We start from the raw sequence: 12,781 nt of genomic DNA, 5'->3' as shown, positions 1-12,781 counted from the left end.
GGAACGGCCTTTTTGGTGATGCTGCGATGCAAGAATGAAAGCGTGACTACAACCGGACCGGGACGCCCCCGAAAACAGCAAGCGGTACGTCCGGGAGCTACTGCACGGGACGAAATCCTCGACGCTGCGGCTGAGCTCTTCACAAGCCAGGGGTTCGCCAACACCTCCACCCGGGCTATTGCTGACGCGGTAGGAATCCGGCAGTCATCGCTCTATCACCACTTCTCCACCAAGGACGAGATCCTCGGGGAGCTGCTCGGCGGGACGGTTTCCACCAGCTTGGATTTCGCCCGCGCCATGCGGGATCATTCCGACGACGGCCTGGAAGCTTCTGCGGCACAGTTGCACGCAGTGGTCCTCTTCGACGGTTCGCAGCTCTGCACTTCCCGCTGGAACCTCGGGGTCCTCTACCACCTGCCGGAGGCCAGGGCGGAAATCTTCCAGCCCTTCATGGCAGCACGGACTGAACTCCGGACCATCTATGGGGAGTTGGGGCGGGGCGTTGCATCCTCCCTTGGGGACCCGGACCTCGGAGACACTGCTTTTCGGCTGGTGGAGTCGCTGATCAACCTCCGCGCGGACGGGCTGATCTCCAAGGACTCGGCGTCCACCACGGCCGACACGGTGATGATCCTTGCCGGCCTGAGGGAAAAACTCCCGGCGGTGAGGGCTGCCAGCGACGAACTCATCGCGAGAACAGCAGCCGGAGATGGCAAATGATGGACGTGCTGGCCTTCTCGTTCGCTATGCCACCTACTATGGCCTGCGCACATAGATTGGAGAGCCGCAGAATGTTCAGGCGACTATTCCAAGTCATTGCCCTAGCCTTGGTGCTGACCGCGTTCTCAGCATGTGGGTTAGACAGCGCAACTCCCGGCACCATCCCTAAACCAGAGTTGCGGGACGGCACTGTCCAGAAGGTGATGTCCTACCTGCACGCCAAGGACGTTGAAGGCCTCCAGAACATGGCCTTCGACGAGTTTGTTGGCGTCGCTTACTCCGCCAATGACTGGGTCGCCACCTGGGGCGGCGTGCAGGACACGGGTTACGAAGTCTCTTACGAGTCCCCGGGCGGAACTACTTACTACCACACCACAATTAGGGCAACGGCCGCGGACGGTAAACCTATTGAAATTCGCATCTCACTTAGCTGGGCAGTAGACCATTGGGCCGTCGGCCGCCTCTGATCCGGCCCTTCCAGCGAAAAGCGCCTAGTAATCCACCTGCCGCTTGAGTTTGTTCCCGAGCCACAGCATCGCCAAGCTTACCACCAGGAAGCCAACGGAAATAGCGAGGGCGAACACCACCACGCCACCCCATCCGCCTGCGCGGGCCGGGTCGATGAACCAGTACGGGTACCAGTTGACGAAGGCGCCCCGGACCAGGCTGTAGACCAGGTAGCCGATGGGGTAGAGCAGCCAGTACCAAACGTGTTTGAGCTGCAGGGTTGCCCGCGGCGGTTGGAAGAGCCAGTCAGCCACCATCACCACGGGGATCAGGTAGTGGACCACAAAGTTGACCCAGGGGAGCAGGGAACCGAGGTCTTCGCCCGCCAGCAGCGCACCAAACACCAGCCCCACTACGGCCATGGCGATCGTGGCCGTGCCACGGGTGACATCGTCCGCTTCGGTGGGCCTCTTCCGGATCAGCACCCGGTAGCCGCTGATGAGGAGCACCAAGGCTGCGAAGATGTTGGACAGGTTGGTGAAGTAGCTGAAGAAGTTCCAAAGGTCATAGCCCAGGCCCAAGTGAACTGTCAGCTGCGTTCCCACTGCCACCAAGGTCAGCAGGCCAAAGAAAAAGCGTCCCCCGATAAGCACATTCCGTTTGGTCATGTTCCCCATCCTTGCCGACCCCGCGCCACGAACAGCCCCGACACCCCGGAACAGCTACGTGATCAGCAATTCCAAGGCCTCGGCAAGGTGGCCCACCTCGCGCACGGAGAAGCCGTCCGGAATAACACCCGCCCCTGCCGGACTGGCCGGGACAATGGCGTGGGTGAAGCCGAGCCGGTGTGCTTCCTGGATGCGCTGGTTGATCCCGGGAACAGGACGGACCTCACCGGCCAAGCCCACCTCTCCAAACGCAATCAAACGCTGGGGGAGGGCCTTCCGGGACTTGGCCGAAGCAACGGCCAGGGCAACGGCCAGGTCTGTTGCCGGTTCGGTCAGCTTCACGCCGCCCACTGTTGCCACATAGGAATCGTCCTTGTGGAGCATGCACCCGGCACGCTGCTGGAGGACTGCCAGCAGCATGGCTACGCGGGAACTCTCCAATCCGCTGGTGGCCCGTCGTGGTTGCGAATTGGCGCTCTCGGCCAAGAGCGATTGAACCTCTGCCAGCAAGGGCCGGCGGCCCTCCATGGTCACCGTGATGCAGGTGCCCGAAACGGGTTCCCGGGTCCGTGAAACGAACAACCCACTGGGATCAGCCAACCCCTCAATGCCGGTCTCGTTCAGGTCAAAGCATCCGACGTCGTCCGTGGCACCATAACGGTTCTTTACGGCCCGGAGCAGCCGCAGGCGCGAGTGGCGTTCGCCTTCGAACTGGCACACCACGTCCACCAGGTGCTCCAGCAAACGGGGTCCGGCGATGGTGCCTTCCTTGGTCACATGGCCCACCAGCAGCGTGGTCATGTTGCGCCGCTTGGCAGCGGAGATGATGGACGCTGCAACCTCGCGCACCTGCGACACGCCACCGGCGCTGCCTTCTACGTCCGCGCTGCTCAGGGTCTGCACCGAGTCCACAATGAGCAGTTTGGGTTCAAGCTTTTCCACCTGCCCCAGCGCCTGGCCAAGATCCGTTTCCGCGGACAGGTAAAGAGTATGGGCGACGGCGTCGATCCGCTCCGCACGGAGTTTGACCTGGGCCGCCGATTCCTCGCCCGTGATGTAGAGGACGTCCTGCCCGGTGCGCGCGAACTTTGCCGCTACGTCCAACAGCAACGTGGATTTTCCTACGCCGGGCTCGCCGGCAAGCAGGATGACGGCACCAGGGACCAGCCCTCCGCCCAAAACACGGTCCAGCTCGTCCACGCCGGTAGGCAGGAAGGCCGCCGTCGTCCCATCCACCTCGGCGATACGGCGGGCCGGCTCCAAAACCGTAGCTGCCGCCGTCGTACGCGCTACCGTGGCGCCGTACTCCTCAACGGTTCCCCACGCCTGGCATTCCCCGCATCGACCCACCCATTTGATGGCAGTCCAGCCACATTCGGCACACTTGTAGGCGGGTGTTTTGGATGCGCGGGACGTCTTGGAAGCCATGGGTTCAAGCGTAGTGGCGGGGACTGACAGTATTAGCCGCGCCGGCCACCGTGCCGGGCTGCGTCGACGAAGACGGCGATCCCCGTCACTCCGAGCGCGAGTCCAAGGGATGCAACCACGTCGGTGAGCCAGTGGTACCCGAGGTAAAGCCGGCTGTAGGCGACCATCAGCGTCAGCAAAGCGGCGCCGGCGAAGGCGAGCACCGCCGTCGCCCGCGAACCCGAACGTGAAACGAGCAAGTACGTCAGGACCAGCGCGAAGATGCCTGCGCCCAGGGTGTGGCCCGAGGGGAAGGAGAGTGCGTCGTCGGGGCCAAGGAGGAAATCGGACGACGACGGTCGGGAGCGGCCCACATCCTGCTTGACCAAGGTGGAAAGAATGACCGCCAGAAGCATGGCTCCCATCAGCACCGCCGGCCGCCAAAATTCCCTCTTCCACACCATCCATGCAACCGCCACCGCTGCACCAATGCCCGCTACCCAACCGGGCGAGGTCACAATGCTCAGGGCAGTCAGCACGGCGGTGAGCAACGGGTTGCGGGAATCCACCATGAAGCTGTGGACAGTGCCATCCATGGTGGCCAGGCCGGTCTCGGAAAGCACGGCGGCAAACATCAGCCAGAACACCGCATCCCCGGCAACGAGCAACCCGGCAGCCCACAGGAACAGGGTCCGCTGCCGCAAACGGAGAGCCGGTGCGGGCCGGAAGCGCGTGGAAATGGCAGTGATCATCGGTTCATTCTGCCAAACAGGGCTGGGGCTTCTCTGAATGGCTCCGCGAGCTTGCACTTAATGACAATGCCAGGCCGTGGGATTGCCATTAACTGCCACCTCGGCGGAGGCTACAGCGCCGGAAGCACCGCGCGGGCCTCATCCGGTTCCATGCCGCTGGCTTCCAGCAGGTCAACCATGAGGGGCCGGAACAGCATGACGACCGTCTCGCCCTCGAGCCTCTGGACATCGAGCATCTTGGGATGAAGGCGGGCGGCTATGTCCGAGAGGTCGTTCCGGGCCCGGCGCAGGTGAACCCGCCGGGTCCCCTCGCTTTGCTCGGACAATCCAATGGTCATCTCATCGATGGCGGCGGCCGTTTCCTGCAGTACCTCGGAGATGCTGTCGATCGCTTCATCGGAGAGGGCGGCGTGGTTGATCGCGCTGGTGAGCCGCCGCGCAAACACCCGGCTGTTACGGAGGGCCAGGTCGATGTACTCCAGGGAGTGCTCCAGCCCGGCGAGCTCGTCGCGGTGCCTGCGGTGTGCCGGTGCCAGGGTTGCCACTTCACCGGAAGCGCGCAATGTCTGCCGCATCCGGTCCACCAGCGGCTGGCAGTTGCGCCCGCGGATCAGTGCGTGCCAGGCGATGGTGGAGTCGCTCTCAGTCAGTGCCTTGCCACATTCACGCAGCACTTCCGCCAGTTCATGGAGGATCTTCTGGACGTCCTTGCGGGGCTCACGCCGTGGATCCTTCGGCACCAGGATGGTCACCAGCAACGCGAAAACGCCACCCACCACGGCGTCCAGGCTGCGGGTGAACGGCCCGCCGGCCGGCGCAGGCAGCAGCACCACCAACAACGACTGAAGCCCCAGTTGGGTGGTAAAAATAGTCCCGCTGTCCAGGAACCTGGCCAGCAGGATGGAGAAAAGCAGGACTATGGCGGCCTGCCAGATCCCGGCGCCCAGCCAGTGGAGCAGCAGGTCACCCACCACGATGCCCAACGTGCAGCCCAGGCCCACCTCGATCACCCGGCGCAACCGCGGATCACGCGAGAAGCCGAGGGCAATCAGGGAAGAAGTAGCAGCGAACAGCGGTCCTTGATGGCCCAGCACGTATTCCGCGAAAGCGTAGGCACCCACGGCGCACACCGTCATCTGGATGGCAGGAGTCAGGGAATTCCGGCTGCGGACCAAACCCGTCCGGACCCTTGCGCGCAGGAACCTCTTGCTTGCGGAAAATCCCTTCGCGGCGGCCATGCCCTCCAGTCTATTTGCCCGGCCTGGGTTCCGGCGCAGGCGCAAACCCCAACCCGCCCGCCCCTCAAGGTGGCGCGCGCCACATAACCCAATGGTCCGCCGTCGTTCACCTTCCGTTTACCTTTCACCGCAGATCCCGTTACCTGCGCTCCTTACCTTCAGTAAAGGAACAAAAGGTCCTCAGCTCGCGCACGCCGAAATCTCCGTTCGGCCCGCATCGAAGAATCCCTGGAAGGGGCACATCCAAGTGAAGGCAACTCACTTCGGCCGCAACGCGGCAATCGCGGTCATCGCAGCCGGCGCTCTCGCGCTCACTGCTTGCGGTTCAGACAACGCAACGGGCACCACTGGCGGCACCCAGACTTCAGCATCCGGCACCAAGGTGACTGGCACCCTGACCGGCATCGGCGCCTCCTCCACCGGCGCAGCCATGGACGCCTGGAAGGCCGGCTTCGCCACTGCCAACTCCGGCGCTACGGTCCAGTACTCCCCGGATGGTTCCGGCGCAGGCCGCAAGGCCATCATCGACGGTTCGGCACAGTTCGCCGGCTCCGACGCCTACCTCAAGGACGAGGAGCTGGAGAGCTCCAAGGCCAAGTGCGGCCCCGACGGCGCCATCAACATCCCGGTGTACATCTCCCCGATCGCCGTCGCCTTCAACATCCCTGACGTCAAGGAACTGAAGCTCGACGCCGCGACGGTCGCCAAGATCTTCCGCGGCCAGATCGCCAAGTGGAACGATCCCGCAATCGCCGCCCTCAACGAAGGCGTCACCCTGCCGGACCTCAAGGTCACCCCGGTGAACCGCTCCGATGACTCCGGAACCACCACCAACTTCACCGACTACCTCGCAGCTGCCGCTCCTGAGGTCTGGACGGACAAGGCTGCCGGCGTTTGGCCCGCAAGCCTGGCCGGCGAGAACGCCAAGGGCACCTCCGGCGTCGTCAAGACCGTCACCGACACCCCCGGTGCCGTGACCTACGCTGATGACTCCGCTGTCTCCGGCAAGCTGGGCACCGCCTCCATCAAGGTGGGCGACGAGTTCGTCAAGATCTCCGCCGACGCTGCCGCAAAGGCTGTCGAAGCCGGCAAGCCCGTTGACGGCCGCGCCGCAAACGACGTCGCCATCAAGCTGGACCGCAAGACCACCGCAGCGGGCGCCTACCCCGTAGTCCTCGTCTCCTACCACGTTGTGTGCACCACCTACGAGACCAAGGAAGTTGCCGATCTGGTCAAGGCCTTCGAAAGCTACGTCGTTTCCGACGAAGGACAGAAGACCGCAGCTGACGCCGCAAAGTCGGCGCCGCTGTCCAAGACGCTGCAGGACAAGGCTACGGCCGCTATCGAAACCATCAAGGCCAAGTCCTAAGGTTTCCCGGCGGGTTTACTGAACCCGGCTGAACACTGAAGTTCCCTGTCCCGCGCGGAGTGGCCCAAAGAGCCGGCGGCCACAGCCACTGGCTGGTCCACTCCGCGGGGCAGGGAACTTAGCCATGTAAGACCAGTTCACTCCAGACTGAAGGAACGTGAAGTGACCACCAACTCCCTGACAACCTCCCAAGGCGCAGGACGCGCCGGGGACAAGGTTTTCTCCGGGGCCGCCATGGCCGCAGGGTGCCTGATTCTCGCGGTTCTCTTCGGAGTCGCATTGTTCCTTGTGGTGCAGGCGATCCCCGCGCTCACCGCCCCCGCAGAAGACATCCAGGGCGGCAACGGCTTCTTCGCCTACATTGCCCCGATCGTGGTGGGCACCCTCATTGCCGCAGTCATCGCGCTCGTCATCGCCACCCCCGTGGCCATCGGCGTGGCACTGTTCATCTCGCACTACGCTCCCCGCCGCCTCGCATCGGGCCTGGGCTACGTGGTGGACCTGCTCGCCGCCATCCCCTCCGTTGTCTATGGCGCCTGGGGTGCAGCCTTCCTGGCCAAGGAAATCTCACCGGCCTACGACTGGCTGGCCACCTACCTCGGCTGGATTCCCATCTTCGAAGGACCGGCGTCGGCTACCGGCAAGACCATCCTGACCGCAGGCATCGTCCTGTCCGTCATGGTCCTGCCCATCATTACTTCCCTGTCCCGTGAAATCTTCCTGCAGACCCCCAAGCTGCACGAGGAAGCAGCGCTTGCGCTGGGAGCCACCCGCTGGGAAATGATCAAGATGGCTGTGCTGCCCTTTGGCCGCCCGGGCATCATCAGTGCCATCATGCTGGGCCTTGGCCGGGCACTCGGTGAGACCATGGCCGTTGCCTTGGTGCTCTCCTCCGGTGTCCTGACGGCCAGCCTCATCCAGTCCGGAAACCAGACAATCGCTGCGGAAATCGCCCTGAACTTCCCCGAAGCCAGCGGCCTCAAGGTCAACACGTTGATCGCCGCCGGCCTGGTGCTGTTCGTCATCACCCTGGGCGTGAACATGATCGCCCGCTGGATCATCACCCGGCACAAAGAATTCTCGGGAGCCAACTAAATGTCCGCCACAGTAGTCCGCAAGCGCTCAGCGCTCACCAAGGGCCAGCTGCCCAAGTTCGCGCCCTACATTGTCCTGGCCGTCGCGCTCGTTGTGGGTGCGGCAATCCTGGCGCTCATCGGCTTCAATGCCTTCGGCTGGGGGCTTGTCTCAGCCATCCTGTTCGCCGTGGGCCTGGTCTCCTGGAGTGCCGCCGTTGAGGGTTCCCGCAAAGCGAAGGACAAACTTGCCACCTGCCTGGTCGTGGGCTCGTTCCTTGTTGCGCTCCTGCCTTTGGTCTCCGTCATCGTCACGGTCCTGGTCAACGGCATCCCCGGGCTCATCACCCCCGGCTTCCTCGGCACTTCGATGAACGGTGTCACCGGCGCCTTCGACAACAAGGCAGTGGAGGAAGGCGCCCCCGTCCTGGGCGGTATCTACCACGCACTGATGGGGACGCTCCAGATCACGCTCCTTGCCACGGTGATCTCGGTCCCCGTAGGCCTCCTGACGTCCATCTACCTGGTGGAGTACGGCAACGACCGTCCGCTGGCCCGCGCCATCACGTTCTTCGTGGATGTCATGACCGGCATCCCGTCGATCGTGGCCGGCCTCTTCGCGGCAGCGTTCTTCTTCGCCATCGTGGGCCCCGGCACCAAGACCGGTGCGGTAGCCGCCGTCGCGCTTTCAGTCCTGATGATCCCTGTTGTGGTCCGCTCCAGCGAGGAAATGCTCAAGATCGTCCCGAACGAGCTCCGCGAGGCGTCCTACGCGCTGGGCGTCCGTAAATGGCGCACCATCACCAAGGTGGTTATTCCGACGGCGATCTCCGGTATCGCTTCAGGCGTCACCCTCGCGATCGCCCGCGTGATCGGCGAAACCGCCCCGATCCTGGTGACGGCAGGTTTCGCCACCACCATCAACAACAACGTGTTCGGTGGATGGATGGCTTCGCTGCCCACTTTCATTTACACCCAGATCCTCAACCCGACGTCGCCGTCCAATCCTGAGCCGTCGGACCAGCGTGCCTGGGGCGCCGCGCTGGTGCTGATCATCCTGGTGATGCTCCTGAACCTCGGAGCCCGCCTCATCGCCCGCCTGTTCGCTCCCAAGACGGGACGCTGACCGGGCAGGCCGCGCGGTGATCCGCAGCGGCCCCTACAAAAACTTCCACACCCCCAAGGAACAAAGGAACACCATGTCCAAGCGCATCGACGTCAAAGACCTGAATGTCTACTACGGCAACTTCCTGGCCGTCGAGGACGTCAACATCAACATCCAGGCCAAGTCCGTAACGGCCTTCATCGGCCCGTCCGGCTGCGGCAAGTCCACGTTCCTCCGCACCCTGAACCGCATGCACGAGGTCCTTCCCGGCGCGCGAGTAGAAGGCGAAGTCCTCCTGGACGGCGACAACCTCTACGGCCCCGGCGTGGACCCTGTGACTGTCCGCACCCAGGTGGGCATGGTTTTCCAGCGCCCCAACCCGTTCCCCACCATGTCCATCCGCGACAACGTGCTGGCCGGCGTGAAGCTGAACAACAAGAAGATCTCCAAGGGCGCAGCCGATGCCCTGGTGGAGAAGTCCTTGGTGGGCGCCAACCTGTGGAACGAGGTCAAAGACCGCCTGGACAAGCCCGGCTCCGGCCTTTCAGGTGGCCAGCAGCAGCGCCTTTGCATCGCCCGCGCCATCGCCGTGGAGCCCCAGGTGATCCTCATGGACGAGCCCTGCTCCGCGCTGGACCCCATCTCCACGCTGGCCGTTGAGGACCTCATCAACGAGCTCAAGGACCAGTACACCGTGGTGATCGTGACCCACAACATGCAGCAGGCCGCCCGTGTCTCTGACAAGACCGCGTTCTTCAACATCGCAGGCACGGGCAAGCCCGGCAAGCTGATCGAGTTCGCTGACACCACCAGCATTTTCAACAACCCCGGCCAGAAGGCAACGGAAGACTACGTCTCCGGCCGCTTCGGATAAAGGGTTCCGCAGGTTCCGGCTTCTATGGGGGGAGTCGGCAGATAACGACGGCGGCCGTCGCCTTGGGGGTACGGCCGCCGTCGTTTTTTCTTGCCCAAGTAGGTAACAGCAAACGTCGCAATGAGCGCTCATTGCGCGTTTGCTGTTACTCAGTTGGGGGAGGCCCGGGGGTTACAGGTCCGCGAGGGGCGAGAACGCCAGCTCAAGGATGAAGGCGGCTGCGGCTGTGACCAGGGGCGTAGCCACCCAGAACAGCAGGATTCTCCGGACCAAGCGCCTGTTGACGGTGTGGAACCGTTGGTTCACGCCCGCACCCAGCACCGACGCGGTCAGCGTATGGGTGGTGGACAGCGGCAGGTGGAACCCGATTGCGCCGATGAACAACATCACGGACGTCAAGGTTTGTGCCACAAAGCCCCGCAGCGGATCCACCCTGATCAGTTTGTGGCCCAGGGTGTGGGAAATCCTCCAACCGCCGAACATGGTCCCCGCGGTGAGCATGAGGGCCGTGAGCAGGAGGATCCAGAGCGGCACGTCATTCCCGCCGGACAACCCCGCGGCCACCACTGCAAGAACCATGACCGCGGCGGTGCGCTGACCGTCCTGGAGCCCGTGGCCAAAAGCCACGGCAGCGGCGGAGATCGCCTGGCCCCGGCGGAATCGCCGGTTGACCACGTTCGGTTGCGTGTAACGCGCTGCCCACGTGACGGGCCACACCAACAGGTACGCGGCTGCGAACGCGATGAGCGGAGACAGCACCAATGGCAGCACAACCTGGGTGAGCATGACGTTATCCATGCCGTCCACTGCGTTACCACCCACCAGCACGCTGGCTGCGCCGGCGCCGATCAGCCCGCCAACCAAGGAATTGGTGGAGGACAAAGGGATACCCCTCCACCACGCATAAACGCCCCACAGGATGGAGGCGGTGAGCGCTGAGGCGAGGATGGTCAAGCCGCTGGTGCCGCTGGGGAGCGTGATCCAGGACTGGGTGAAGGCCAGGATGAAGGTGCCGCTGAGCATGGCACCTGCAAAGTTGAAGATCGCGGCCAGGAGCACGGCGATTGAAGGAGTAAGAGCACGGGTCCGCGTGGACAGGGCGACGGCGTTGGAGACATCCCGGAAGCCGTTCAGGAATGCGAACCCGGAAGCCAGGCCAATTACCAGGACCAGGATAGCGATGGTCACGTCATGATTCCTTGACGATGATGCTGCCTACCTGGGTGGCGACCTTCCGCATGTCCTTGGTAACTTCCACCAGCTGGTTGGCGATGTCCCGGTGCCGTGCGTACTGCGTGGACTTCATGTCCTTGAGCATCTCCGCAACCCAGATGCGGTGAGTCCGTTCAGCCCGTTTGGCCAGCCGGAGGATCTCGATCCAATAATCCTCGAGCTCGTCCAGGTCCTCCAGCTTTCGCATCGCGTCCACGGTGAGCTCGGCCTGCCGGCTGATGATCTCCAGTTGATCGGCTGCCCGCTTGGGGAGCCGGTCCAGCTTGTAGATGGCCACCAGGTCTCCGGCGGCGTCAAGCTTCTCCATGGCCTCGGTGAGGTGGCGGGACAGTGTGTACATATCCTCGCGGGGGAGGGGGTTCACAAAGCTGGTGCGCATATGCGTGAGCAGGGCGAAGTGCAGGTCCAGGGACTTGGACTCGTGCTCGTGCAGTTCTTCGGCCAGGCGCTCGTGCTCGCTGGCGGGGGCTCCGAGTATTTCGGAGAGCGTCCCGGTGCCGGCCACGATCACGCCGGCCATCTGCGCGAGGAGGACGAGCCCGGCAGGTTCCTGTGGGAAAAGGCGCAGCTTCATATCGCTTTCCGGGCTGGGGACGGATGGGCGTGGGCAGCTTGACTTGACGCAGCCCATTTCGGTCCCAACTTTACCGGTCCGTAGAGTGCTCCCGCGAAGGGCAGGGGGCATGGAGGGCAGAAGTCCCCATCGCAGCGCAGCCCGCACTGTGAAAGACTGGCAAAGCTCCGGATTAATCCACTCAATGGGGGAACTATGCGTCTCAATAATGTTGTAAAAATCACCAGCATCGCAGCAGCTGGACTGCTCGCGCTCAGTGCCTGCGGCACCACCACGGCGGGCTCGACGACGGGTGGTTCCGGATCGTCTTCTCCTTCTTCGTCGGCGTCGGCGCCATCCTCGTCGTCGTCGGCCTTGCCGTCCGGAGCTTCTTCGGAGGGTGCCGGTACTTCCTCGGGTGAGTACACTGCGGCGGCCTGGGCGCTCCCCATTTCAGATGCCGGCGAGAAGCTCGGGAACTTCAAGGGCGAGAGCTTCAGTGTGGACGTTTACCAGGTGGCCACGGATGTGGCGTCCAAGGACAGCATGTTCGTGGACAAGGAAACCAAGGAGAACCTGCTGAAGAAGGGTGATCCGGTGGTGTACCTGAACTACGTTGTCACCAACACGTCCTCGGCCGATATTCCCCTGAGCCATTCCCTGATTACTCCGTCGGCCAAGTACACGGACTGGAAGTATCTTGGCGGTATGCCCTCGGATTCCAGCAGCGATGGCTTTAAGAAGCATGGGCTCTCCAGCAGCGGGACCAAGCTGAAGGAAGAGGCCCCGTTCGTGCTGAAGCCGGGGGAGTCGTTCAACATTGCCGAGAACTTTGCCTACACGGCGGGCAAGGAAACGGAGATCGCGGCGACCATGACTCCTGCCGGCGCTGACGGCAAGCTGGACCACACCAAGAAGGAAAAGGCAGAAACCACCGTAACGCTGAAGTAGTTCCTTGCGGCTTCGCCCGGGTCTGGCCCAGTGCCGGCCCGGGCATTCTGCGTTTGGGGGTTATAGGACAAAACGTGTGTATGGGAGGGGCTTGCTTCCCAGTGATCGCGCGGGAAATCCGGGGTAGCTAAGCTTTTGAAGCTTAGGGTGGCTGGGGTGCTTGCATATCTCTGGAGTGTTTGATTTGTGGCCGCGGGCTGGTTCGGAACGGGAAAACAGCTGCCGGTAAGCAGCGGTACCGGTGTTTGAAGTGCGGGGCGAGCCGCTCGGGTGAACGTCCCGATGTGAGCCGGAGAGCTGAATTGGACGCGTTCCTTGGCTGGCTGCTGGGCACGTCGAACCAGTCAGCCGCGACCTCGTTTGGCACGGCCCGTTCCTTCCGGCGCCGCAC

General features: G+C 63.3%; 13 protein-coding genes and 1 pseudogene. 8 read left to right on the top strand and 6 right to left on the bottom strand.

Going from position 1 to position 12,781, the window contains the following annotated elements; all coding sequences use genetic code 11:
• Positions 1–42: 42 nt before the first annotated feature.
• Both BLQ01_RS21135 and BLQ01_RS21130 read left to right on the top strand, forming a co-directional pair.
• Positions 43–720 carry a TetR/AcrR family transcriptional regulator gene (locus BLQ01_RS21135; RefSeq protein ID WP_091554205.1) on the top strand — a complete coding sequence of 226 codons (678 nt, stop codon included), beginning with the start codon at positions 43–45 and terminating at the stop codon, positions 718–720.
• Positions 721–791: 71 nt separating this feature from the next.
• Positions 792–1,187, top strand: a complete 396-nt coding sequence (locus BLQ01_RS21130; protein ID WP_139183529.1) for a hypothetical protein — start codon at positions 792–794, stop codon at positions 1,185–1,187.
• A gap of 24 nt (positions 1,188–1,211) precedes the next feature.
• Here BLQ01_RS21130 and BLQ01_RS21125 read toward each other — a convergent pair whose 3' ends face one another.
• The 4 genes from BLQ01_RS21125 to BLQ01_RS21110 all read right to left on the bottom strand — a co-directional run bounded on the left by BLQ01_RS21125 (position 1,212) and on the right by BLQ01_RS21110 (position 5,232).
• Positions 1,212–1,835 (bottom strand): Pr6Pr family membrane protein, encoded by a 624-nt coding sequence (locus BLQ01_RS21125; protein ID WP_026547984.1) that lies wholly within the window; start codon positions 1,833–1,835, stop codon positions 1,212–1,214.
• Between the two features lie 54 nt (positions 1,836–1,889).
• Positions 1,890–3,263 (bottom strand): DNA repair protein RadA, encoded by a 1,374-nt coding sequence (gene radA / locus BLQ01_RS21120; protein ID WP_026541672.1) that lies wholly within the window; start codon positions 3,261–3,263, stop codon positions 1,890–1,892.
• 32 nt (positions 3,264–3,295) lie between these two features.
• On the bottom strand, positions 3,296–3,994 hold the full coding sequence (locus BLQ01_RS21115) for a phosphatase PAP2 family protein (RefSeq protein WP_043433230.1): 699 nt from the start codon (positions 3,992–3,994) through the stop codon (positions 3,296–3,298).
• Positions 3,995–4,104: 110 nt separating this feature from the next.
• Complete coding sequence (locus BLQ01_RS21110) at positions 4,105–5,232, bottom strand: FUSC family protein (RefSeq protein ID WP_026541673.1); 1,128 nt, start codon at positions 5,230–5,232, stop codon at positions 4,105–4,107.
• Positions 5,233–5,479: 247 nt separating this feature from the next.
• On the opposite strand from BLQ01_RS21110, the gene pstS reads away from it, so the two are divergent.
• The 4 genes from pstS (at position 5,480) to pstB (ending at position 9,653) form a co-directional block, all read left to right on the top strand.
• On the top strand, positions 5,480–6,601 hold the full coding sequence (gene pstS / locus BLQ01_RS21105; RefSeq protein ID WP_026541674.1) for a phosphate ABC transporter substrate-binding protein PstS: 1,122 nt from the start codon (positions 5,480–5,482) through the stop codon (positions 6,599–6,601).
• A gap of 162 nt (positions 6,602–6,763) precedes the next feature.
• Positions 6,764–7,696 (top strand): phosphate ABC transporter permease subunit PstC, encoded by a 933-nt coding sequence (pstC, locus tag BLQ01_RS21100; protein WP_026541675.1) that lies wholly within the window; start codon positions 6,764–6,766, stop codon positions 7,694–7,696.
• Positions 7,697–8,800 (top strand): phosphate ABC transporter permease PstA, encoded by a 1,104-nt coding sequence (gene pstA / locus BLQ01_RS21095; RefSeq protein ID WP_026541676.1) that lies wholly within the window; start codon positions 7,697–7,699, stop codon positions 8,798–8,800.
• A gap of 73 nt (positions 8,801–8,873) precedes the next feature.
• Positions 8,874–9,653: a phosphate ABC transporter ATP-binding protein PstB gene (gene pstB / locus BLQ01_RS21090; protein WP_011772968.1), complete on the top strand. Its 780-nt coding sequence runs from the start codon at positions 8,874–8,876 to the stop codon at positions 9,651–9,653.
• A gap of 171 nt (positions 9,654–9,824) precedes the next feature.
• Here the strand turns inward: pstB and BLQ01_RS21085 are convergent, their stop codons facing one another.
• Positions 9,825–10,841: an inorganic phosphate transporter gene (locus BLQ01_RS21085; protein ID WP_091554202.1), complete on the bottom strand. Its 1,017-nt coding sequence runs from the start codon at positions 10,839–10,841 to the stop codon at positions 9,825–9,827.
• Position 10,842: 1 nt separating this feature from the next.
• Complete coding sequence (locus BLQ01_RS21080) at positions 10,843–11,460, bottom strand: DUF47 domain-containing protein (protein WP_026541678.1); 618 nt, start codon at positions 11,458–11,460, stop codon at positions 10,843–10,845.
• A 195-nt stretch (positions 11,461–11,655) separates the two neighbouring features.
• Between BLQ01_RS21080 and BLQ01_RS21075 the strand changes: the two genes are divergently transcribed.
• Positions 11,656–12,390: a hypothetical protein gene (locus tag BLQ01_RS21075; RefSeq protein WP_091554199.1), complete on the top strand. Its 735-nt coding sequence runs from the start codon at positions 11,656–11,658 to the stop codon at positions 12,388–12,390.
• Between the two features lie 164 nt (positions 12,391–12,554).
• A pseudogene (locus BLQ01_RS22745) lies at positions 12,555–12,719 on the top strand (IS256 family transposase); the annotation flags it as partial.
• Positions 12,720–12,781 lie beyond the last annotated feature (62 nt).

The organism is Arthrobacter sp. UNCCL28 (assembly GCF_900102805.1).
Classification (GTDB): Bacteria; Actinomycetota; Actinomycetes; order Actinomycetales; family Micrococcaceae; genus Arthrobacter; species Arthrobacter nicotinovorans_A.
Note: the sequence above shows the minus strand (reverse complement) of the source record. Positions and strands in the feature narration are given on the sequence as shown.